Annotated in this window: 13 protein-coding genes and 1 tRNA gene; 5 read left to right on the top strand and 9 right to left on the bottom strand. The window is 47.0% G+C overall.

The window, feature by feature from the left end:
- Positions 1-69: 69 nt before the first annotated feature.
- Positions 70-143, top strand: a tRNA-Arg gene (locus ACU37H_RS18200).
- A 247-nt stretch (positions 144-390) separates the two neighbouring features.
- On the opposite strand, the gene ACU37H_RS18195 is transcribed toward ACU37H_RS18200, so the two are convergent.
- Together ACU37H_RS18195 and ACU37H_RS18190 are read right to left on the bottom strand one after the other, a co-directional pair.
- Positions 391-954, bottom strand: a complete 564-nt coding sequence (locus ACU37H_RS18195) for a PIN domain-containing protein (protein ID WP_472704409.1) — start codon at positions 952-954, stop codon at positions 391-393.
- Positions 944-1,390, bottom strand: a complete 447-nt coding sequence (locus ACU37H_RS18190; RefSeq protein ID WP_472704411.1) for a helix-turn-helix domain-containing protein — start codon at positions 1,388-1,390, stop codon at positions 944-946. Before ACU37H_RS18190 ends, ACU37H_RS18195 begins: the two co-directional genes overlap by 11 nt.
- A 487-nt stretch (positions 1,391-1,877) precedes the next feature.
- On the opposite strand from ACU37H_RS18190, the gene ACU37H_RS18185 reads away from it, so the two are divergent.
- On the top strand, positions 1,878-5,069 hold the full coding sequence (locus ACU37H_RS18185) for a ligand-binding sensor domain-containing protein (RefSeq protein ID WP_472704413.1): 3,192 nt from the start codon (positions 1,878-1,880) through the stop codon (positions 5,067-5,069).
- On the top strand, positions 5,041-5,814 hold the full coding sequence (locus ACU37H_RS18180) for a response regulator transcription factor (protein ID WP_472704415.1): 774 nt from the start codon (positions 5,041-5,043) through the stop codon (positions 5,812-5,814). The genes ACU37H_RS18185 and ACU37H_RS18180 overlap by 29 nt, the downstream gene beginning before the upstream one ends.
- A 133-nt stretch (positions 5,815-5,947) precedes the next feature.
- Here ACU37H_RS18180 and ACU37H_RS18175 read toward each other — a convergent pair whose 3' ends face one another.
- From ACU37H_RS18175 to ACU37H_RS18145, 7 genes are all read right to left on the bottom strand, one after another.
- Positions 5,948-7,789, bottom strand: a complete 1,842-nt coding sequence (locus tag ACU37H_RS18175; RefSeq protein ID WP_472704417.1) for a glycoside hydrolase family 2 protein — start codon at positions 7,787-7,789, stop codon at positions 5,948-5,950.
- Between the two features lie 156 nt (positions 7,790-7,945).
- Complete coding sequence (locus ACU37H_RS18170; RefSeq protein WP_472704419.1) at positions 7,946-9,577, bottom strand: arylsulfatase; 1,632 nt, start codon at positions 9,575-9,577, stop codon at positions 7,946-7,948.
- 65 nt (positions 9,578-9,642) lie between these two features.
- Positions 9,643-10,338 carry a DUF3823 domain-containing protein gene (locus tag ACU37H_RS18165; protein ID WP_472704421.1) on the bottom strand — a complete coding sequence of 232 codons (696 nt, stop codon included), beginning with the start codon at positions 10,336-10,338 and terminating at the stop codon, positions 9,643-9,645.
- A gap of 98 nt (positions 10,339-10,436) precedes the next feature.
- Positions 10,437-12,302 (bottom strand): RagB/SusD family nutrient uptake outer membrane protein, encoded by a 1,866-nt coding sequence (locus ACU37H_RS18160; protein ID WP_472704423.1) that lies wholly within the window; start codon positions 12,300-12,302, stop codon positions 10,437-10,439.
- Positions 12,303-12,383: 81 nt separating this feature from the next.
- Positions 12,384-15,506 (bottom strand): SusC/RagA family TonB-linked outer membrane protein, encoded by a 3,123-nt coding sequence (locus ACU37H_RS18155; RefSeq protein WP_472704425.1) that lies wholly within the window; start codon positions 15,504-15,506, stop codon positions 12,384-12,386.
- A 451-nt stretch (positions 15,507-15,957) separates the two neighbouring features.
- Positions 15,958-17,973 (bottom strand): beta-L-arabinofuranosidase domain-containing protein, encoded by a 2,016-nt coding sequence (locus ACU37H_RS18150; RefSeq protein WP_472704427.1) that lies wholly within the window; start codon positions 17,971-17,973, stop codon positions 15,958-15,960.
- A gap of 113 nt (positions 17,974-18,086) precedes the next feature.
- On the bottom strand, positions 18,087-19,172 hold the full coding sequence (locus ACU37H_RS18145; RefSeq protein WP_472704429.1) for a Gfo/Idh/MocA family protein: 1,086 nt from the start codon (positions 19,170-19,172) through the stop codon (positions 18,087-18,089).
- A 572-nt stretch (positions 19,173-19,744) separates the two neighbouring features.
- Here ACU37H_RS18145 and ACU37H_RS18140 point away from each other — a divergent pair.
- Both ACU37H_RS18140 and ACU37H_RS18135 read left to right on the top strand, forming a co-directional pair.
- Positions 19,745-21,121: an IPT/TIG domain-containing protein gene (locus ACU37H_RS18140; protein ID WP_472704431.1), complete on the top strand. Its 1,377-nt coding sequence runs from the start codon at positions 19,745-19,747 to the stop codon at positions 21,119-21,121.
- Positions 21,122-21,216: 95 nt separating this feature from the next.
- Complete coding sequence (locus tag ACU37H_RS18135) at positions 21,217-24,288, top strand: SusC/RagA family TonB-linked outer membrane protein (protein ID WP_472704433.1); 3,072 nt, start codon at positions 21,217-21,219, stop codon at positions 24,286-24,288.
- Position 24,289 lies beyond the last annotated feature (1 nt).

Below are 24,289 nucleotides of genomic sequence, written 5' to 3'. Positions count from 1 at the left end.
TGTCGTTCGCAAAAAATCGTTTTGCTGGAATCAGAAATAATATTACCTTTGCTCTCCCATAACGGGAATGGCTGCGTAGCTCAACTGAATAGAGCATCTGACTACGGATCAGAAGGTTTCAGGTTTGAATCCTGACGCGGTCACACTGAAGATCAGGCACTTACAGAAATGTAGGTGCTTTTTTGTTTTACGTTTCAAAACTATTTTCAATACAACTCGTCTCTTAGCCCTACTAAAAGCCGGTTCCGCGCCTGCGCGTAAGAGGTACGGAGAGGCGGAAGGCGTGGGCATCTTTTTCACCAATTCCCCTTCTCTATTTCGTATCTATTTTGTCTATTTCGCACCCTCGCGTGTAAGATATACGGAAAGTAAAATAAATGGGAGGTATACTTATAAAAAAGCGTGGATATAATTAGCGGTGTCATTGCATCCGGCGTTTCTTAATCTGTCTAAAACCGCATACTCGTCCATTTCAGGATTTTTCCTGTTTGAAACCAACTCCTTAAACGCCTTAATTGCTCTTTTTCGATTTAGGTCAATAATGTCAGTGAGAAAATCGTCGGCGGATTTTACATCAACACCAAAAGACTGTACATAATCAATAGGGAAGTCTTTAAGATTATTTGTTACAATAACATTAGCATTACACTTGATGGCTGCCGCCAAAACATGACAATCTTTTTGGTCAGGTAATGTTAATCCCTTAATTAAACCACTATATTTTGTAACAAGGGCATCAGGAAAGGCGTGATTAGCCCTATTAACGCGTTTTGTAGCTTCTTGAGGACTAACTCCTTTGCGCACCATTACATCTTGCCACTCATCAAATACATGTTCTCCCCATTTTGGAGTGTATAGACCGTGGTGTGTAAACCAAAACAAGATATCTCTTATTTCAATTGGATAAATAACATTTGCATCTAATACCGCAATAAAGCGTACACTATGAATCATACAGGCCTATTTCTTCGTCAAAATTCATTATGTCTATAATATGTTGTTTCTGCTGCCCTTTCATTTTCTTCCTGTATTGTTGAACGTCTTCAAACTTAATTCGTCGATGTTTTCCAACTTTTGTATAGTTTATTAAGCCTTCTTCCAGAAGCTTAACCAAGTGTGGTCGCGAGCACCCTAACATTTCTGCTGCCTGCTGCGTTGTTACCTCTGTAGCGACAGGTACCAGGGATATAAGCTTACCCCTGCTCATTGCTTTAAGCATCTCCCCCATGAACTTTAATGCCTTGATAGGTATTTTTATCTTTTCCCCGGTTTCTTCTATTTCTATTTCAGGATTATTTGACTTAAGTTGCTCAATAACAGAGACCAGCGCATCATAGGACTCAAAAGCGATTTTTTGCTCAGCCTTGCTGATTTTTTCTAATGTTTCCATGATTTTATTATTATAGTAATAGTACTAGTCAAAGTTAAACGAAATAAACGAAACATAAATTTAAACCTTCCGTTTTAACAATCTACTACAATTTCAGTATCAAAGAATAGACGCCTTCCGTTTGAACGCTTAAACAGGAATTACATAAACCAATATAGTGAGTATCGGGACTGATCCAATAGTTATTTAAGTTCTAGACCACTTGCAAGTGTGTTGAAGCCTTATCATTTTTAGGACAGGCCTAAGTTGGACAAATTGGTGATCGTTCATTTAAAAAATATGATTGCTAAGCGGTAAGTCAATTCCATGCGATCGATCTTCGTAACACCGCGCAGACGCTAAGAAGAAAAAGGATAAACATCTACACTGAACAAAACTTCGACGTTTTGTCTCAAAATAGAAAACATGCTCTCAAAACTCTCTTCTCATCACCAGGCTAACTTTTTTTCCGCTTATATTTGGATACACGGTTTTGAAAGTACTGAAGATGCTTGCTCCTCGCCCTCTTTTTCGAATCAGAACATACTTCCTGAAATATGGATGGTATGGTACCCTCTGCCTCCTGCTGTTGATGATCGGCCAACACGCCACGGCTGCTTCGTTTCATTACTTCCGGCATTACCAGGTGGATGAAGGTTTGTTACATAACAATGTGACCGCCATCACCCAGGACCGCTACGGATTTATGTGGATAGGCACCAGGGGCGGCATCAACAGGTACGACGGATACACTTTTAAAAGCTACCTGACGCATAAAACCAACGCGGGCGCCAACTACATTAAAGTTCTGCGCACTGATCACCAGGGATCTATCTGGATCGGCACTGCTTCGGGCATGCTGAAAATGGATCCGGCTACAGAACAGCTCACTGTTCTGAATATCCTCCCCACGCTCAACATCACCGATATACAGGTGGATTCAAAAAACAATCTCTGGATCATATCAGGCAGGGCTTTACACAAATATGATCCCGCAACAAAGGTCCTAACCGATTTTAATCTCAGAGTGGTTGCGATCGATATAGACCGCCAGGATCAGCTGTGGATGGCCACCTCAGAGGGTCTTCTCAAAAAATTGGATATCCGGTCTAATAAAATTTCGGACTTTAAAACAGCACCCTGTAATACATCAGGCAAGCATCATATCACCAAGCTCAAGCTGATAGATAACGAGTTGTTTGTGGGCACGATTTACGGTCTTTTCAACATCAATATAAAAGACGGCTCCTGCAATAATCTTTTGTTGAAAGATTTCAAAGGGACAGAGGTCTTTGTGAGAGATATATTCGCTTCCACCCGAAAAGATCTGTGCTATATTGCTTCAGAATCGGGATTGTATATCTATAATCTGCATGATCAAAATATCACGCACATTAAGAAAACACCGGCTGATCCCTACTCTCTTAATGACAATGCCATATATGCTGTTTTTGAAGACAAACGCGAAAGCCTGTGGCTGGGCACTTTTTTTGGTGGTCTGAATTATTTGTCTAAAGAAAATAATCAATTTGAAAAGTACTATCCTTTAAATATACCCGGGGCCATTTCTGGCAACGCAGTAAGGGAAATCACAGAGGATCACCAGGGCAATATGTGGGTAGGGACGGAGGACGCAGGCCTTAACCGGTTCGACAAAGCGACCGGTAAATTTACACAGATCCCATACGATCATCCTTCCCGGGGCCTGTCACATCCGAATGTACATGGCCTGGCTGCTTACCATAACCAACTGCTGGTCGGTTTGTTCTTTCACGGGCTGGAAGTGATGGACATCAACAGCGGCAGGATCATCGACCGGCATCCACGGGTGCCCGAAGGCGGCAGGAACAGCAATATAGTCATGTGCATTTATAAAACGTCGGACAACCGGATATTAGTTGGTACCACGGGCGCGGGGCTCTTTGAGTACCACGAGCCCACGAAACGACTAACGCCGGTAGTATATGTACCTGGCGGATCCTTTGTCTATGCGATTGAAGAGGATCATACAGGTACGATCTGGACCGGAAGCCTGGTGAGAGGTGTGTATTATTTCAACCCCAAGACAGGACAGTCGGGCAATATTAACCTGAATGTGGCGAATGACTCGGCACAATATGCTTACACCGTCCAGGGCATTTACGAGGACAAGGAAAACAACCTGTGGCTGGCTACCGCGGGCGGTGGTCTTTTTAAGATGAACCCGCAAAGAAAAATGGTGAAAAGGTTTACCACTGATGACGGCTTGCCTACCAACACCTTGTACCGAATCCTGGAAGATGGGAACAAAAATCTCTGGATCAGCTCGCTCAAGGGGCTTATCTGTCTGAACACCACTACCGGAAAAATCCGGACGTACACGAAGGCCAACGGATTGATGACAGACCAGTTCAATTACAATTCAGCCTTTAAGGATGAAACAGGAAAGATGTACTTCGGCACCGTTAAGGGCATGATCGCGTTTACACCGGAACACCTGGTGATCAACCGGCAGGCGCCGCCACTTTATATAACCGGGGTACTTGTCAATTATGAAACACCAGCCTCTCACAAATATTCGGATTCCATTACCCTGAACGATGATCAAACGACATTTAGTATTGAGTTTGCGGCCCTTGATTTTTCCGCTGCAGACGCTGTTCAATATAAATACCGGATGGAGGGCCTGGATAAACAATGGATTCACCTGGCTTCTAACAGACGTGCCTATTTTACGGATGTTCCCGCCGGCACCTACCGGTTTATCGTGCAGGCGGAAAGCAACCTGGGATACTGGATTACCAAACCCCGCATTATCACGATCACGATCCTGCCACCCTTCTGGAAAAGTGTTCCGGCTTTGATCCTCTACGCCATTGCCGGCCTACTGGCTATTGCGCTGGCATTTTATCTGCACCACAGAAATCTGCTGAAAAAAAATCAAAGAAAAAACCAACTCTTTGAAATGGAGAAGGAGCGCGAGACGTACAACACTAAGATCAACTTCTTCACCAATATTGCCCATGAAATACAAACACCGCTTGCCCTGATTAAAGGCCCGCTGGAATGGGCCATCACGCAGATACATGACATCGATACGGTGAAAAGAAACCTGGAGCTGGTGAACAGAAATACGGATCGCCTGGTACAGCTCACCACCGAACTGCTCGACTTCAGGAAGATAGATACCAACCAATTGAAGCTGCATTTCGTTGAAACAGATATTACCGCTTTCCTTCCCAACCTTGTTATGGCTTTCCACCCGGCTAATGAAAATGACCGGATCGATATCCAGTTACGCTTACCGGCAACACCGGTCATTGCTGATATAGACCGGGAGGCGTTTCAAAAGATCATCAGCAATCTCATGTCTAACGCGGTTAAATACGCTGAGAGCCTCGTGGAAGTGAAACTCTATGAAGACCCCGCCGAACCGGAACATTTTAAAGTGAGGATCATCAACGATGGCACCCCGATCCCTGCTGAAAGCCGGAAAAAAATATTTGAACCTTTTTACCGCGTCCCGTCGCACGCTCATTTGCGCGGAACGGGCATCGGCCTTTCGCTGGCCCGGTCACTCAGCCAGCTGCACGAGGGCCGCATTGACTACATTACCGAACCTTCACTTTTAAATATTTTTGAATTAACTTTACCCTTACGCCAGACAACTTCCCGTATTAAAGCCATAGAAAATGAAACCCTCCATACTGATCATAGATGATGAAGAAGAATTACTCGGCTTTCTTTGTGAGATCCTTCAGGATCAATACACGGTCTACAAAGCCTCTGATGCCAAAGAAGGTTTGAATATACTGCATAATCACCTGGTCGATCTGATCATCAGTGATATCATGATGAGCGGCATGAACGGTTTGGATCTGTGTAAACTGCTGAAATCTGATGTATCATTTGGCCACATGCCGATCATTATGCTGACGGCCCGCAAAAGCGATAACGATAAGCTGGAAGGCCTCGAAACGGGTGCTGACGCTTATATGAGCAAACCCTTCTCTCCAAAAATGCTGCAGGTGCAGGTAGCGAATCTTTTAAACAACCGGACCAAGATAAGGGAGCATGTGGCTCAAAAGCCGCTGGATGAAAAACTGTTTACTTTAAAATCCAGGTCTGACGAGGCTTTTATTCAAGAGGTCAGCCATTTCATCATTGACAATATGGATAAGAAGAACCTGAGCGTTGATGATCTGGCAGAACACATGAACATGAGCCGCCCGACTTTTTACCGGAAGATGAAAGCCGTGAGTAAACTATCTCCCAAAGACTTTATCGATCGCATCCGTTTGAAAAAGGCGGCTGAGCTGATTGCGGAGAATGATAACAAATTCTTCCAGATTGCCAATCAAGTGGGGTTTAGTTCCCAAAGTGTGTTTGGTAAAAACTTTCAAAAACATTTCAACTCATCGCCTAAGAAATTCCTGGATCATTTAAAGACCAGGTGGAATTCTTAAAGCCAGGGCAAGATTTGAGTCGACGTCTGATCAATATCTGTGAAATACATAACGGCTCCGTCCAATCGTAGTGGCACTTCTGAAAAATAATTTTACAAAGCTGCCAAAGACACGCCAGACGGAGCCGTTCGCGTTATTTATATACTTTAGCGTGCATTTCCTTTAACTGTTTCACCGGGATCTTGATCACTTTACGATCATAGGTCATCAGGCCGTTTACCTCTCCTTCCACATCCGTGGTTTGCGTATACACGGCTGCAGAAAGGCCTTTGTTTCTCTTCATATCGACGATCTGATCCAATTTATGCTTATAGCTTTTCAACAATTCTTCAGCTGAATGATAAGTTTGATACCCCCAGTTCCGCATCGATGGATTCCATAAATGGGATGGCACAGGGTAACCAATGCCTCCGAACTCACCGATAACGCTGGCTCTGTCGCGCGGTGCAGGCGGCACTTCCACCGTCGTTTGATAGGTGTGAATATCCGTCATATCACCTACAGGCCGCAGCGCCCATCCGCTTACAGCATTGACCAGGCGCGTAGAATCCAGCATCTTCACCGTGTTGGAAAGCCTGATGGTGGCGTACTGCCCCCAGCCTTCGTTTAATGGCACCCAGGTGACAATGCTGGGCATGCTGTAATGCTGGTCGATCATCCTTCTTAGCTCCCACTCAAACTGCGCGGCACTTTCAGCATCGCGATACAGATCGGGACCGTTCTTGCCTACATGCTGCAAATGAAGCGGCTTATCCTTCTCTCCTTTCTCAACCACCATTCCCGATGGCATATCCTGCCACACCAGCATACCCAGCTTATCGCAATGATAATACCAGAGATCCGGCTCCACCTTGATATGTTTGCGGATCATATTGAAGCCCATTTCCTTTGTTTTTATAATATCAAAAACCATTGCTTCTTCCGAAGGCGGTGTATGAAGCCCGTCCGGCCACCAGCCCTGGTCAAGCGTTCCATACTGGAAGATCGGCTTATTGTTTAAATGAATATACTGCAGCCCGTCCCTGCTAGCTACACTTATTTTCCGCATGCCGAAGTAGCTGCTGATCTGGTCCAGCTCCTTCCCGTCTTTGTTGAGCAAGGTTACCCGCAGGTCGTATAAAAAGGGATGATCGGGTGACCATAACCGGGCGTTTTGCATCGGGATCTCCACCTCGCGATTGGGAGCAATGTTGGTGCTTTGCAACTTCTTACCGTCGGCCATCACATCGATAACCACCGTGTAACCTGGTCTTAACGGACGATTAGACATAGGAACAACTTTCACTGTTCCTTTATCAATATCAGTAACCACCCTGATCTCACTCAGCCAGGCGTCCGCCGAGACTGCTTCCAGCCACACGGTCTGCCAGATGCCGCTCACCGGCGTGTACCATATCCCGTGCTGCGAAAGCTGTTGTTTCCCCCGCCCCTGCGTGCCCTCACTGGAAGGGTCATCCACCGCTACCACGATCTCCTGCGTCCCCGAAGCTTTGAGATAAGGCGTGATATTGAAAGAGAACCGGTCGTAAGCGCCTTTATGAGCGCCTACCAAAGCCCCGTTGACCCAAACAGCAGCCGACCAGTCTACCGCATCAAAATTCAGGATCACGTCTTTCGTATTCCACGCGGAAGGGAGTGTGAAAGTCCTTTTATAATAAAGCCGATCGTCAGGTGAAAAAGACTTTTTAACACCTGACAGCGCAGACTCCACGCAGAACGGAACCAGTATCTTTCCATCATACCGGGAAGGGGCCGGTTTATTTTTGGGAAGAATACTATAATCCCAAAGCCCGTTGAGATTCATCCAGGCCTGCCGTTTTAACTGCGGTCGGGGATATTCCTGCCACACATTCTGAGGGGTTACTTTTTGCGCCCATTCCGTAGACAAGGACACCGGCTGCATACGCCATTGCTGTGCCATTGCCGATGTGCTGCATAGCACGATCAGCGCGGCGCTGACATAATTTCTTAACATATAGATCTGTTGATTTTTTGAATAGATTCGGGTTGTTAATGGCACAAAGGCATCTTTATTGAAACAGGAAAGGATACTGTAAACAGAATAACCGTTAAGGTTTGAAACCTAACTATTTTAATGCGGGTAAGCACAAATGACGATAATCCCACTTATTTATTCGCGGCGAGCTTTATTTTTCCTGATCCTTAAAACTTCATCATAAGGCAAGACGCCTACTGATTTGGCCCAGGTGTCGTACTGCCGGGCAAGTTCTTTTACCAGTCCGGGTTGGCTTGCAGCAAGATCATGCAATTCAGACCGGTCCTTGCTGATATCGTATAGTTCCCACTGACTGCCGTTTTTAGGATGATATTCTTTCACCAGTTTCATGTTGCCCATTCTCACGGCTGCGTTGCCCTCATGTTCCCAGAAGATAGGCTTTTGATGAACTGCCTGATCTTTTCCCGCTACCAACGACAACAAGCTATTCCCTTGTAACGGCGTGATGCGATGCCCTTTGAATGTTTCGGGATATTTAGCGGCCGCGGCTTCCACACAGGTAGCCATGATGTCCTGGAAAAAACCGTATTGGTTCGTCAGCCGTCCCTTAACATTCGAGGCCATTTTAGAAGGCCAATGAATGATGAGCGGGCTGCTGATACCGCCCTCGTGTACCCAATGTTTATACTTGCGGAAGGGCGTGTTCGACACATTGGCCCATGACTGGCCATAGCTTAAGAAATATCCTTCCCGGGTTCCTAACAACTCTTTCTTGCCGCCGCCCAGCTGCCCACCTTCGGCACAGGCCCCGTTGTCTGCTACGAAAAGGATCAACGTATTGTCCAGCTCGCCTTTCGCTTCAAGGGTCGCTATCAGCTTGCCGATATTCTGATCCATCCGGTCGATCTGTGCCGCATACAGCGCCATCCGGTATTCCATCTCGTCTTTCTTCTCGTCTGACAACTGGTCCCAGTCAGCACCATCAGCGCTGCTCAATTCCAACGCTTCATCAATAATACCTAGTTGTTTCATCTTTTCAAAACGAGCTTTCCTCAACGCATCCCAACCTTCTTTGTATCGATTCCGATACTTGTCTACGTCGGCTTTCAAGGCATTCAAAGGCCAGTGGGGACTTGTATAGGCGAGGTACAGGAAGAAGGGTGTTCTTTTTGGAGCTGACTGATTTTCCCGGATAAACTTCATTGCGTAATTGGTGAAAGCGTCTGTGATATAAAAATCACTTCCCTCGGGCTCAACAGGGTCATTCATCAGCGTCAATCCCCTGTCTCCTGTCGGATGGAAATAATTGGTAGCACCGGCCAATATGCCGTAATATTTATCAAACCCTCGCTGCAGCGGCCACCTGGCGCGGTCGTGATAACCCAGGTGCCACTTACCTGACATAAAAGTGTTGTATCCGGCGGACTTCATCACTTCTGCAATGGTGACACAATCGTTGTTGATATCTCCCTGGTAAGCAGGTACACCATAATTGAACGCCGCGCGATCCTCGGGATCATTGGTCATATGACCGATGCCTGCCTGGTGCGGATACAACCCGGTCATCAGCGCGGCACGGCTGGGACAACATCTGGCACTGTTATAAAACTGTTTGAAGCGCAATCCATTCTCGGCCAGCTTATCAAGATGCGGCGTTTGCACTTCACCGCCATAACATCCGATATCGGAAAACCCTATATCATCTGCCATGATCAATATGATATTAGGCCGCCGGTCTTGTGCGCCTGCCTCGACGGAAAGTATCGACAGCACGCTCAGGATTAACAGGTAATTCTTTTTCATCATCGCTTTCATAAATTTTAACCGCTCGAATCAAGATCTACTATTTGACCTACCTCATTTGAAAGAGCTTATCGGATCTGGAACACATCGGAAAAATTCATTTCCGTAAAGCCCACTGTCTTCACAGCAATCCGGGCAAACAAATGCGGTTGAGGTGTAAACGTTACAGCATTCAGTGTGTGGCTTAATGTGTAAACTTTTGTCAAATCAAGATTGGCTCCCGCCATTGATCCGTTGGGATCAGGGTTTTGCTGGTTGGATGGATTAACATTGATGAGATTATCTACCAGTTGTGTCTTGCCCACCACCAGGTAAACCCGCTCCAGTTGCCTGCTGGCGGATTGCTTATTGATTTTGAAACTGGCTCTTACAGAATCATTCACAACCGAAAACTGAACATCACTCAAAGTAAAATAAGGCGTAACCGGTACGTCGATAGTGGTGGCGCCATTCACTTTTACCGGTATGGTATCCGTATTATTTTCCCAGGGACCGTTACCGGACACCCTGATCAACTGGTAATCTCCATCAAACAAGAGTGATGCGAAAGTGCCGTCCTGCTTGACGTTGACGTTAATAGGATTGCGCAATTCATATCCGGGCTGGTACAATTGAATCACGCTGATGCCCTGCCTGATAAAAAGCGGTTCTCCGTTAAAAGTGATACGACCGGAAAGTTGTGATGTCGGCGGGTCATAATTATCTTTTTCACAACTGCACAATACCACCATCAGCAGCAAACAAATATTTAAAAGCGGTTTCATCTGTTTATTTTTTATTGAATTGATTAGTACAATGGGATCCAGTTAGAAATGCCTATCGCTTATCATGTAGCTTGTTATCTTTTATGCTCATTTCATCATTAATGGAATGGATTCTTAACTAACAACGGATTGGCGTTAATGGCGCCCGGAGGAATCTGGGAATAATAATTTCCCATCCTGAAATTACGCGGCTGTGTAAACCGTGGTGCTACGCGCTTCACAAAAACATATTTGTTGTGTTTGGTCGGATCATCGGGCCTTACCACGCGGTAGGGCCATAAGGCGTAAGCCAGCGTGCTTTCTGTTTGCCTGCTTCCGTTGAACAATACATGCGACAATCTCCAACGTTTCAGATCCCAGTAGCGTTGCTCTTCGAAAGCCAGCTCCACCTGGAATTCACGCCTGATGATGTTCATATCTAAGGCATCAAGGCTGTTCGGCCCAAAGCCCGCCCGCTCGCGCACCTGGTTGATATAGGTCAGCGCTTCCGCCTCCTGGTTTAACTCATACGCAGCCTCAGTGGCCATCAACAAGATACCACCGAGCCTGTAGCGGATCCACCACACATCACTGCCCTGTCCGGCCTGCCCCGAACCGATCCTGGAATCAACATACTTCCGTAAGAAGAAGCCGGTATTTGTAACGTTCGCTGCGTTGGGCTGAGGGCCGTTGGCCGCTACTAGTAAGCCTCCGTCTGTAAAAGTGCTGTTGAGCGCAGAAGAAGTTCTTTCCACATACCGGTTGGTCGAAGGATTCCATTCCATCACGCCCGCCTGGATCTCGATTTTCTCACCACGAAATGTTGAATTAGGCGTGATCACGGTTCCGAACATGCGCGGATCTTTCCCGGCAAAAATATCTTCGGGCTTATCATAGTAGATGTAATCGCCGCCATTGCTCACATTGGTTCTCAACACACCCGAGCTGCCGTCAACACGTTCAAAAGCTTCTACCAGGTTTAAAGTCGGCACCAGCCCGGTGCTGCCTGTTGCATTTTCTCTTAAAGAGCGCGGGATATTTTCAACGGTAAAGCTGTGGTATTTACCATCCAGCGTATAATCCATCGCCCATATCACTTCAGGATTGCCTGTTTTCTTGGTGAACAGGTCATAGAAGTTTTGGGCCTTGTCTGCGTTAGCATTGTAGAGCGAATAAGGACCGTTGTTGATGATCTCCTTTGCGGCTGCCAGTGCTTGCTCATAGTATTCATTGGCCTTGCTGGCCGGAATACCTACTTCGCCACCTGCCGTTTGGATGGGCTCTGTAAGCAGGTTATTATATTTGGCGATAGATCCTGCATAAAGCATCGCCTGTGCCTTCAGCGCGAGCGCCGTCCATTTATTGGCGCGGGTCTTACTGCTTTCCGTCTGAGGCATCTGGTCTTTTATCGCATCTAACTCGCTCGCTATAAAATCATAAATCCCGCTTTCCGTTGCCCTGGGTTCTTTCATATCTTCCACACTTTCAGGGCCTGTGTACTGATAGGTCTTTAAGATCAGTGGCACACCGCCCATGCTGCGCACTGCCAGAAAGTAGATATAGGCTCGTATAAACCTCCCTTCAGCCAGGAGCTGCATTTTATCTTCCTCTTCCATCACATTGGCTACTTCCAGCTTTTCGAGGAAGAGGTCTACATCTCTCATTAACTCATAAGGCCAGAACTGCTTGTCGGTATAAGGGTAATTAACGCGTGTGTTGCGGTTATTATTACCACCCAACCCGCCGGACCACATGGCCTCGTCTGTATCAGTGGGAGCCAGCAGACCGCCCTCCAGACCACCTGTGGGCTGAATGCGATTGTATAAATTGGCCAATACGGCGAGCGCCAGCTTAGGATCGTTCCACACCTGCTCGTCTAACAGGATGTCGGTCGGCTCACGTTGTAGATATTTTTTGCATCCGATAAATGGAACAAGCATTACCAGGATCAATGCAATGAAAGTGAACTTTTGTATATTTTTCATTCGTAAATATTTATGTTTTTAACAGTCGAATGGAACTGATCAGGTATAAAATTTTATAATGAACGGTTCATTGCTATGCTATTAAAAAGTTAGATTAACACCAAAGTTGATGACCCGTACCGAGGGATATTGCAAACCCGTGTTCAGCTGGGTTTCAGGATCTATATCAATATCTTTTGTGTTATCAAAAGAGAATAAATTAAACCCGTTTACATAAATCCTTGCATTGCTGATCCTGGCTCTCTTCAGCCATTTATCAGGCAATGTATATCCGAGGATCAAATCGCGGAGCCGCACATAGGACGTGTTCCTGAACCAAAATGTGGATGCCCTTAAATTGCTTTCGTTGTTGGTTTTCTTGAGAGCCGGATAGGTCCCGGGCACCCATGGACTACTGGGATCAAAAATATCTTCATGATGCCAGCGATCATTTAAAAGATAGTCCGGCGAGTTGGCATCGTTTTGAAACGGGTTCTTGATTTCTGCCGCTCTTCCACGGCTTTGCATGGTGGCGCCCGCAAAATTTACAGTCAGGTCAATTCCTTGGAAACGACCCGTTAAGTTCAGGCCGAAGTTGAGATAAGGCAGATTTCCTTCCCCGTAACCTGTGGGCCTTTCATCCAAACCATCTATCACGCCATCGCCATTCTGATCTTTATAGATAAAGTCTCCGGGCAACAAAGTAGTGTTGTTCTGTCCGTCTATATCAACCGGATAATTGGCGATCTCTTCAACTGACTGGAACTGCCCGATGTATTCTAATCCCCATTGAATATTGGCCCAGCGGTCTTCGATCGAATTCCTGTATTGATCTACGGAGTTGGCAAACCTGGGTTTGTAGGAATACCAGTTTTTCAGCCGGGCTAACGTGGCATTACCACCTACGGTATAGCTAAACAAGCCGCTTTTTCCATTGTAGTTAAGTGCCATTTCCAAACCCTGCGTTATATTGGCGTTCAGGTTTTCCTCCGGAAGACCAAAGCCCACTTCCTGCGGAATCAACACATCATACCTCGAAGCAGGGATCCCGGTGAGTGTCCGGCGAAAGACCTCGAAGCTACCTCCAAACTTCCCTTTCCATAATGCGAAGTCGAGACCGATATTGCTGATCGCGCTTTTGATCCAGGTGAGTGTCGTGATCGGAAGTCCCCGTGCTGCTACCCCGGTAATCAGCTGTCCATCCAAATAAGCATTGCCGGCACCGAAATTATAGCCGCTCAGATAGGCAAAGGCGCCAATGTCGGGCTCCCGGCCGGTTTCGCCATAAGACGCACGTAACTTAAGATCGGTAAGCACATCGGTAATTTTAGATTGCTTCATGAAGGGCTCTTCGGTGATGCGCCATCCGCCGGTAACAAAAGGGAATAATCCCCAGCGATGTTCCTCAGGGAAGCGCCAGGATCCGTCATAGCGGGCACCCACTTCCAGCAGGTATTTTTCGCTAAAGTTGTAATTGGCCCTGAAAAAGAAACCTGCCCTGGCAGACTCATCCGCCCGGTCTGAGATATCCCTGAATTCGTCAGGTTGATTGATGATGTCGATATAATTGCTAACAGGCTGAGAGCGCACCCAGAACAGTTTATCCATCCGGTCTTTCGTCTCAACACCGCCCGTCGCCTTTACGGAATGCTTTCCAAAATTGCCGCTATAGTTCAACTGTAACCGCATCACGTTATCGGTGATGTGTCCGTTGTCTTTACTGCGAAATGGATTTCTTTGTCCGCCGGTTACCGTGTATGTTCCCTCGGTGCTGTTATATTCGTAAGTGTTATAAGTCTTTTCAGAAATATCTCTCAACAACGTATTATAAAAATAGGCATACATACCGGTGGCCGTTAAGCCTTTGATGGGCGTTTTATACTCCAGGTCAAAAGTCGTTTGTAAGGTTCTGTTGACCTGATTAAAATATCCCGACAAAGGAAATACTGCGTAGTTGGTGGCGAAATTGGTGGTGGTCGCGGGATACTCCGGGTTGTCATTGGCGTAAGGCCGTTCGATCGGCAGATTCCTGAACTGCCCCAGCAGCGCCTGGAAATAATCATCTTCACCGGGTAAGCCTAACCGGTCTTCAGACTCGATCTTACCGTTGATTTTGATGCCGATTCTGATGCGTTGCCCGATACGCGTGTCCACGTTAGCCTGCAGGTTAGTGCGGTTAAAATTGTACCCGTCAAATATCGCATCCTGGTTCAGTCTTCCAAGCGATAAGTAATAACTTGTTTTCTGTGAGCCCCCGGTAGTGTTGACATTCATGTAGGTCTGAGGTGCATAATTTCTCACATAGCTCGACCAGTCAAACCCTTCGTAACCTTCACCTCCCTCCTGCCACTTCGCTACTTCTTCCGGCGTCCAGACGCTCGTGCCGTTTTGATTGATATCCGCTTCTGCCTGGGCTCTCACATAATCAGCTGCACTGGCAGGCTTGGGAAAACGTGTTAAGCTTTGAAAACCGTGGTAAAAATTAAGGCTAACCTTATTTTCTTTATTGACACTTCCATTCTTGGTCGTCACCAATACCACGCCGTTGGAGGCCTGCAAACCGTATATGGCGGCAGATCCATCCTTCAACACCGAAAGGCTTTCTATATCTTCCGGGTTGATATTATTGAACTGTTCTTCACCTGAAGGCACCCCATCTATTACAAACAAAGGTGTACCTAGATTCCTGATCTGCAACCTGGCACTTGCGCCCGGCCGGCCATCCGGCACCCGGGTATTGACCCCGGCGATCTTCCCGATTAAAGCCTGGGATACAGTAGGGACGGGACTTACCGTAAGCTCTTCCGAAGTAATGGTTGAAATCGAACTGGTAACGTTTTGACGCTTTTGTTCGCCATACGCCACGACGATCACCTCATTCATCGACTGTGAAGACCCTTCCAGCACGATATTTATTTTGATCCTGTTGTTTACAGACACTTCCTGCGTTGCGTATCCAATGCTGCTAAAAACAAGGATATCATTTGCGCCTGCATTGATGGTATAGCTACCATCTTCACGGCTTAATGCAGAAAAGGGCTGATCTTTTACTGATACCGTAACCGCAGGAACGGGGGCTCCTTCCGCATCAGTGATAGTGCCGGTTACAAGGCTATCCTGCTGCTGTCCCCGAAAAATGGTTCCCGGTACTGCTGCATGCGCTTTTGAGGGCGGCATCAACAGAAAGCACAGCATGAATCCATAAAATAGTGTAAACAATTTCATAAACAATGGCAAGTATTAAGATAGATATTAAACAATCCCCGGGCTTATGAGCACCTTTGGTTTTCGCTAGAACGCAATATTATTTAAATAAGCATTTGCTGACTTATTCAATATTTCGACGTTTTGTATCATCTTTTTTCCAGCTGTTCAGAATGAGTGGTTGATTGGATTTTCCTGTGAATGGTTGGCAATAGGGGTCGTTATGGCAAAGCCGCCCTTCATTCGTCAAATAGGTAGTAAGACAAAGAGAGAATAAACAATAGGCAAATGTTTAATGCGCGATATTCATTTGATACGAATGAAAATTAAGATTGATTATAAAAAACGATAGTGGACTTTCTAACAAGACTGTATTAAGATCATCGTACTAGAACTGCCATTCACCGATAGCGCTGCAACCCTGAATCAATCAAGGTTGCAGTTTTTACCGTTCAACGAAGTTGAAAGTCTTTTATCTTCCCAAAACCGGGAATTGGGAAATGCGTAACCGGGTGCAGCCGTAGGGAACCAGGGTGATCTTTTCTTCCGGTTGTTTCGCAACGCCTTCGCTATACATGACACTGTAAGGTGATGGGCCTGCCATCTCATTGTATAAGGTCCACTCAGGGATTCGCCGCCCTTTTGTTGTAAGCTTTAGCGGCGCTGCTTTTGGCGTCCAGGGAAAATCGGATACGACGCCTTTTTCCAACTGAAATTGCGCGTCGAACTCGCGGTCCGGAACAGCGATCAGTCCGTAGTTCCAGGGAGTTGCAGGTCTTATTTCAAGGTAACTGGCGCCATACTGTTCCGGGTCTTTTTCATTTTTGACCCATTGTTCCTTTTCACTAATCCTGAGCGCGTAAACAATCGGACCCCGTTCTACCGACACCGCATTTTCATCCCAGCTATTTTTAAAAATATGCATGGGAAGCTCCAATGTTACTGCATCCCCACTCTTCCAGTGGCGGTTGATTTTGATGATCTCGCCGGCGGAAGCCTGGTAGTAATACTCACCGTTTACCTTGACGGTAGCCTGTCGGCACCATTTAGGCACCCGCAAATGCAGCGGGAATAACACTTTAGCGTCACGCTTGTCAAAGTTGATATTGAACCGGATCTGATCATCGAATGGATAACTGGTCACTTCTTTTATCGTCACTGACTGATCATCGCCCACTTTCGCCGTCACTTCGCTTTCCGCATATACCAAAGCGGCCAGCCCTTTATCCGGCGTGGCATACCAAAGGTTTTGCGTAAACTTGGGCCACCCCTGGTGCATGTTGGAAGTGCAGCAGGGATAACCGGTCAGAAAGCCATAACAAATATCTGTGCCGCCATGGTTCACGTCAAAATTCCGGTTATGCCTGGTGATCATTACCTGGTTGGCTTGTTGAAAGTATTGATGATTCATATAATCATCGGTGGTCTGACTGGGCAGCGCGTTGAAAGCGATGCGCTCCAACTGGTCTGCGTATTCTACGTTGCCCGTTATTTGTAAAGCACTTTCTAATGAAAACATCATTTCAACCGCGGAACAAAGTTCAGCGCCTTGTATGGCGCTGTTGCCATGCAGCGCTTCATCTCCACCATATAAACCATTTGCCGTACCATTGAACTTTCTAAGATCCGCCAGGCCTTTGTTGAAGGCATCTACATATTTTGGATCCTCGTGTTGCTGGTAATAGATCACGGGCGACTTGATTCCCTGCGCCAGGTTGACCCCATGAATACTACCCTTGGTGCTCAGCAGATCGGAATGCAGAAACGCATTGGTGAAATCAAAAGTCTGCTGATGCAGGACATTCGCGAGATCCAGTAAGAAACGTTCCCCGGTAATATTGTACAGCCAATACACGACCATCAAATTATCTGCGGCGCGGAACCGGGCCCAGAAGGTCCAGTGATCCAGCGGCTTTGAGGGTAATTCCTTTAACTGGTATTTGAAATAATTAGTGAACAGCCTGATGACCCGTTGGTCACCGGTAGCCATATAATATTGCTTCAGCACTTTGAGCATGACCATCTTGGGCCACCAGTCACGGCTATTGTCGCGCTGCACGCCGCGTTCCGGCCCATAATCTTTGGAAGGTCCGAAATATCCGTCCGGCTGCTGGCTGTTGATCGCCCATTCTACCCAGGGTTTTACTTTGGCGATCAGCTCCTGATCTTTCAGGATATAAGCCAGTGGTAACAAGCCGTCGATCCAATAAGGGCCCCGCTCCCACTGATCGCCGTCACCGCCCAGCCATCCGTTGCGTTTGCCCATCACCAGCGGATACAACTCATCCAGGCGACCCGTTGCACCGTTTTTCTGACGGATCAGCATTTCCTTTAACCAGCCCTGTGGCTTGATGGCGCCAATGGGCAGTTCCAGGTACATATCCTGCTTTAAAGGTGCGCGGGGTGTTATGGGGCCCGGCATTTGTGCGCTCGTTGGATGGGCGCTTATTAATAAGAAAAGGGCAACGAGCTTACTCCAGTATTTCATTCGGCAAAAGTTGTATTTAGAAAGAGGGACAAATATAATATCTTACAGTAAGCAACCTGGCAAGCCGGAAGATAGCTATCATCCGATCTGAATGGTTCCTGAACGCGCCATAGTTATTTCAACAATACTTTTTTTCCTGTCTTCGCAGATTCCTTTGCCGCCTGAAGGATCTTCACCACGATCACGTTATTCTTTAATGAAGACAGATCATCGGCTGGAGCGATTTGATGGCGTAACAATGCGGTCACGTAAGCCAGGTAACTCTGGTAAGGCCCCGAAGGTGAAGGTACATTACTGAGCTCATACCCGGTTTTATTGGTTTTACTACGCAGCACCTGTCCATTAACTGCCTGCAGATAACCGTTGCTGCCAAAAACCTCCCAGTCTTTGATACTGAAAGGCCAGTTCCACGAAGCTTCTATAATACCGGTAGCATTGGCATATTGGAGGACAATGGTCGCGTCGTCATCCACTTTTGGATAAACCGCCGGCTTCATCTGATGGGTAACTGCATACACAGAAACGGGCATCTGATTATTCATGACCCAGGTAAATAAGTTGGCGCCATAACATCCAAAGTCGCTCAATGCACCGGCCCCGTTCTTTACCGGGTCGGTCAGCCAATCCAGGAAAAAACGGCTGCATCCTATTTCTTTCGGCCCCTCATGTCCGTCATGCGCTACCATTTTGACGATACGCCCGATTTCGTCGGCCTTTATCTTTTTATAGATTGCCTGGTTGGTACCATACCAGGTTGTTTCATAATTGGTCAGCACCATAGTTCCATGCTTCTTTGCCAGTGCAGCCATTTCCTCTGCGTCCGCTACGGTAGTAGCCAGTGGCTTTTCTACCATCACATGAACCTTCATCGGCGCGCAAACGCGTACCACATCAACATGTTCACTGATGGCATTGAAGGCCATGACCACCTCTGGTTGCTGATGTTTCAATAATGTCTTGAGGTCATCATAAAATATACTGTCCGGAAGCTGTAAGGATTTCTTAAACTTTTTCCTTAGCTCCATGTCACGTTCGGCGATCCCGACAATATGGACCTCTTTCTTTTTATAATGATCCATAATCAGGTTGACATGATCATGGCTCAAACCTGCCAGGGCAACGGAAAGCGGTGGGTTGTCCTGCGCGCAGGCATTGGCTATACTACAAAAAAGCAGCAGGGCTATGTACAGTATCTTCATGGACTGATTGTTTTTGATCTTCTAAAAATAGGCTTTTTTTTAGTGCTTGTTTTACAAATCAGAGACCGGACCATCCTGCATTTACAAAATGTTAATCGGTTTCAAAAGCCACGCCCCTGCTGGATCCTGGACTGTTTTTCCATGTTCATCTCTTATTCCCTCCGGTAATCAGTCGTTTGGAACGATTCGTCAAAAAAACGACCAGTTCGTTTGGGACGAATGTATCAAATTCGCGGTATCATTAACTACCCCAGGTAGACCGGTAACGAATCCGGGTTGATGAACGATTGTTGGTAAACCTATTGCCGGGTGATTGCTGGAAAAGAGAAATTGACTATATGAAATAGATATTTTGAACTGGAAAGCCTTCTAACATTTCAAATTCAATTTAGACTGCCTTTTATAAACAAACATTGAGTAACGACTCGGGGAAATAACGATTGCGTCACGAGTTATCAGCGCGAATCATAAACGGAGATAAAGGAGATAGTATTTCTGCTTCCATACTACTATATCCCCAGCTGCTGTTTAGCATGAGCGTGCGACTATTTATAACCACAAGACAAGCCATTATGAATGTAACAAAAACGAACGCTTATTTATGTTTTCTTTTTTTGCTTCTAGCCGGTGGGTTCTATTCCTGCAAGGACAAAGAAATTATCGCCAGCGAACACGACCCCGGTAAACCCACCACCTTTTCTGACTTCTCACCAAAGCAAGGTGCCATACGCACACGTCTTTATATCAGCGGTGAGAATTTCGGCACCGATATTTCGAAAATACATGTGTATATCGGCGACAGAGAACTGAAAGTAGTAGGCTCCAATGGAAAGCAGATCTACTGCTGGGTGCCCGGACAAACCAGCACAGGGCAGGTGAAAGTAGTGATTGGCGACGAATCTGGTCAGGCTGCAGAGCATACCTTCGCCGATCCGTTCACTTATATTAAAAGTACTTCGGTGGGAACGCTGGTCGGCAACGTTGATGAAAACGGCAATTCAGGTATTATCGACGGGACCTTTGAACAAGCTGGATTTACCTATCCTGCCTGGGTCACCTATGAGCCCGAAAGTAATGTGTTGTTTGTAACCGAGCTGGACTACGCCGTGAGAAGAGTGGACCTGGCCGGAAGAACTGTGTCTACGCTCGTCACCAACGGTCAGGCCGGGTTTGGTAAAATGCAGACAACCGTTTTAAGTCCTGATACAGACACGCTGTATCTTGTAAATGATAACGGCAACCGGAGCACGCCAAACAAAGTGGCACTGGCCTACTCACTACGCTCCGAAAACTACCGGCGCGTTCATCCGATTGTGTACGACGTTGGCGCTTTTGGTTGTGCGCCGCATCCCATGCAAAGCGGCTTGTTTTACAGTACGAATAATGGAACGCCGATCAAGAAAGCAGTTCCGGATCCGGTGACCGGAGAACTGGTACCAAAGGAATTATTTAAGATTGGTGGCAACCTCAGTACGCTTATCTTTTTTCACCCCAGCGGCAACTTTGCCTATATCATGGCGCATAGCCGGATCTATAAATGTATCTATAACTGGGAAACACAGGAGCTGCAACCCGCCATCATCTTTGCGGGCGATGTAGCCGGCGACGTAGACGCCATCGGTACTTCAGCCCGGATCGGCAGAGCCTACCAGGGTGTGTTTGTAAAGAATCCGGAATACGCAGGCCAGGCGGACGAGTATGACTTTTATTTCTGCGATCAGAATAACCACAGCATCCGCATCCTCGCTCCCACCGGTATGGTGACCACCTTTGCAGGCAAAGGCAGTCCTACACCAGATGGAAAAAAGGACGGATATATCGACGGTGATCCCCGGCTGGAAGCCCGCTTCTCACAACCCACCGGTATCGATTATGATGTAGCCAATAAAACCTTCTACATTGCCGAACGGGTCAACAAGCGCATACGAACCATAACCGTAGAACAATAACAGACTATCACCCTCTTTTTTAACCGATTGCCTCGTTGACAAGGGCATGCCATGCCCTTATCATGATCCAACATGCAATCACTGAATACCAATTAATGAAAAAAACTGTATTGATATTGATAGCGATTGCCTGCGCTCACTTCTTTGCTTATGCACAGGATACAACGCAGGTGCCGGTAACCGTTACCGGTACTGTCACCAACGAACAGAACGAACCTCTCAGCGGCGTCTCCATTACTGTGAAAGATCAACCAGGACTGGGGGTAACGACCGATGAAAAGGGATTGTACACCATCAAAGCGAATCAATACCAATGGCTGATCTTCTCTTCAATGGGATATGAACAAAAAGAAGTATTGATTAAAGACGAGTTCAAAATAGATGTGGCACTGAAAGCTGCTGAACAAAAAGCAATGGACGAGATCATCGTTACCGCGCTGGGTCGCCAGAAAAAAGCCACCGTGACGGGCGCTATCACGACGGTGGACCTCACAACGCTGAAAACGCCCACCTCCAGTATCACCAACGCCCTCGCGGGGAACGTAGCGGGTGTACTGGCGATGCAGTCGAGTGGTCAACCAGGCAGCAACGCCTCCGAGTTCTGGATACGCGGTATCTCCACGTTTGGTGCAGGCACAGCGGCGCTGGTATTGGTGGATGGCTTTGAACGGTCATTAACAGAAATCAACATTGAAGATATCGAAACCTTTACCATACTGAAAGATGCCTCTACCACGGCCATATATGGTTCCCGCGGCGCTAATGGCGTGGTCCTTATCACTACCAAGAAAGGAAAGGTGGATAAGGTGACCATCAACGGTAAATATGAAGCGTCGTATAATACCAGGACCTTCACACCCGAACTGGTGGATGGCTACACCTATGCTAACCTGATGAATGAAGCGCGCACCACCCGCAATGAAGAACCTTTTTACAGCGCCGAAGATCTCGACCTGATCAGGAACCAACTGGATCCCGACCTGTTTCCGGATATCAACTGGATGGACATGTTTTTGAAGCCCGGCGCCTTTACGCAGCGTACTTCGCTGAACTTCAATGGTGGCGGGGCCCTGGCGCGCTACTTTGTATCCGGCAGCTATATCAATGAGGGTGGTATGTATGAAACGGACGAGAACCTTAAAAGTTATAATACCAACGCGAACTATAAAAGATGGAACTACCGCGCGAACGTGGATATGAATCTGACCAAAACCACTTTGGTGAGGGTTGGCGTGAGCGGCTCTCTTGGAAAACAAAATCTGCCGGGAGGAAACTACAGTGAGATCTGGGCTTCTTTGATGGGGCAGAATCCCATTTCTATCCCGATCAAATATTCCACAGGCCAGGTAGCTTCCAGAGGTGGTGCGGATCGCCAGAACCCCTGGGTGCTGATCACTCAACAAGGATATATTGAAAACTGGGAAAATAAAGTGCAGACCAATGTTACGCTCGAGCAGAACCTGAAATTCATCACGCCAGGTCTGCGTTTTGTGGGACGCTTCGGATACGACAACAACAACAACAACTTTATCCGCCGGATGAAATGGCCGGAAGGATGGATCGCTGAAAGACAGCGCGAATCCTCCGGTGAACTGAGGTTGCGGCGGACCATCACCGAGCAATTGCTTACACAACGTTCGAGCGCCACCAGCGACAGACTGGAAACACTGCAAGGAGAACTGCATTACACCAAGAACATCAAGAGCCATAACCTGGGCGGTATCATCCAATACACACAGGAGAAAAAGGTGAACACCGGCAATTATGGCGAAGACATCATGCAGGGTATCGAGCGGCGCAATCAGCGCGTGGCAGGCCGCTTTACATATGGCTTCCAGTCACGCTACTTCTTTGATATCAACTTCGGCTACAACGGCTCCGAGAACTTTGCTACCGGTCACCAGTTCGGTTTGTTCCCGGCCCTTTCAGGAGCCTGGAACGTGGCAGAAGAAAAGTTTGTTCTCAATAACCTGAAATGGATGGACATGTTTAAGATCCGTTATTCTTATGGAAAGGTGGGTAATGATTATATGCCGATCCGCTTTCCTTACCTGGCCTCGTTTTCAACGGACGCGGAAAGGGGTTACAACTGGGGCGATATCGAAAGCATTAATGCTTTTCCCAGCCTCGCATACAGCATTATCGCTTCTAACTCGATCACCTGGGAGATCGCTACCAAACATGACCTGGGTCTTGACTTTTCCTTCTTCGGCGACAAATTCGGCGGTGCGCTTGATTACTTCCATGAGCAACGCGATGGCATCTACATGACCCGGGATTTTATGCCTCCCAGCGTAGGTATTCTGCCAGCAGCCGCACCACGCGCCAATGTGGGATCTACCTTGTCCAAAGGATTTGACGGTCAATTAAAGTATTCACAGAAGATCAACCAGGTGAACCTCACTGTACGCAGCACGATGACGTACAGCCGCAACGAGATACTGGAAGCAGATGAGCAATTCAGTAACTATCCTTATATCAGGCGTTCCGGCTTCAGGGTGAACCAGAACAGAGGATTGGTAGCGCTGGGCCTCTTTAAAGACTATGAAGACATCCGCAACAGTCCGACCCAGAACTTCGGACGCACTGCCCCCGGCGATATTAAGTATAAGGACATCAACGGTGATGGTACCATTGATGACAACGACGTGGTGCCCATCGGCGCTACCCGTTATCCCAACCTGGTATATGGTTTTGGCGTTTCTGCAAACTATAAAAGTTTTGACGCCAGCGTATTGTTTCAGGGCGCCGGTAAGTCATCCTTCTTTATTGAAGGCTACACCGTATATCCATTTAGCCAGGGAGACTGGGGTAATATCCTGACCGATGTGGTTGAGTCCAATCGCTGGATCCTGGGAGAGAATGAAGATGTGAATGCCGTCTATCCAAGGTTAAGCTATGCCGGAAGCGCCAACAACTACCGCAATTCTACTTACTGGCTCCGGGAGAGCTCTTACATGCGCCTCAAAACAGTGGATGCCGGTTATACGTTCCCATCCTCCTTCACGACCAGATGGGGCATCAAAACGATGCGGATCTATTTCCTGGGCACGAACCTGCTTACCTTCTCTAAATTCAAACTGTGGGATCCTGAAATGAACAGCACGAATGGTCAGGCATATCCACTTGCAAAAACTTATACTCTGGGCTTAACGATCAACCTTTAAT

It is taken from the genome of Niabella sp. ZPM-14 (assembly GCF_055693045.2).
Note: the sequence above shows the minus strand (reverse complement) of the source record. Positions and strands in the feature narration are given on the sequence as shown.

Coding starts and splice junctions, on each gene's coding strand:
- ACU37H_RS18195 (WP_472704409.1), bottom strand. CDS start 954: ATGATTCATAGTGTACGCTTTATTGCGGTATTAGATGCAAATGTTATT.
- ACU37H_RS18190 (WP_472704411.1), bottom strand. CDS start 1,390: ATGGAAACATTAGAAAAAATCAGCAAGGCTGAGCAAAAAATCGCTTTT.
- ACU37H_RS18185 (WP_472704413.1), top strand. CDS start 1,878: ATGCTTGCTCCTCGCCCTCTTTTTCGAATCAGAACATACTTCCTGAAA.
- ACU37H_RS18180 (WP_472704415.1), top strand. CDS start 5,041: ATGAAACCCTCCATACTGATCATAGATGATGAAGAAGAATTACTCGGC.
- ACU37H_RS18175 (WP_472704417.1), bottom strand. CDS start 7,789: ATGTTAAGAAATTATGTCAGCGCCGCGCTGATCGTGCTATGCAGCACA.
- ACU37H_RS18170 (WP_472704419.1), bottom strand. CDS start 9,577: ATGATGAAAAAGAATTACCTGTTAATCCTGAGCGTGCTGTCGATACTT.
- ACU37H_RS18165 (WP_472704421.1), bottom strand. CDS start 10,338: ATGAAACCGCTTTTAAATATTTGTTTGCTGCTGATGGTGGTATTGTGC.
- ACU37H_RS18160 (WP_472704423.1), bottom strand. CDS start 12,302: ATGAAAAATATACAAAAGTTCACTTTCATTGCATTGATCCTGGTAATG.
- ACU37H_RS18155 (WP_472704425.1), bottom strand. CDS start 15,506: ATGAAATTGTTTACACTATTTTATGGATTCATGCTGTGCTTTCTGTTG.
- ACU37H_RS18150 (WP_472704427.1), bottom strand. CDS start 17,973: ATGAAATACTGGAGTAAGCTCGTTGCCCTTTTCTTATTAATAAGCGCC.
- ACU37H_RS18145 (WP_472704429.1), bottom strand. CDS start 19,172: ATGAAGATACTGTACATAGCCCTGCTGCTTTTTTGTAGTATAGCCAAT.
- ACU37H_RS18140 (WP_472704431.1), top strand. CDS start 19,745: ATGAATGTAACAAAAACGAACGCTTATTTATGTTTTCTTTTTTTGCTT.
- ACU37H_RS18135 (WP_472704433.1), top strand. CDS start 21,217: ATGAAAAAAACTGTATTGATATTGATAGCGATTGCCTGCGCTCACTTC.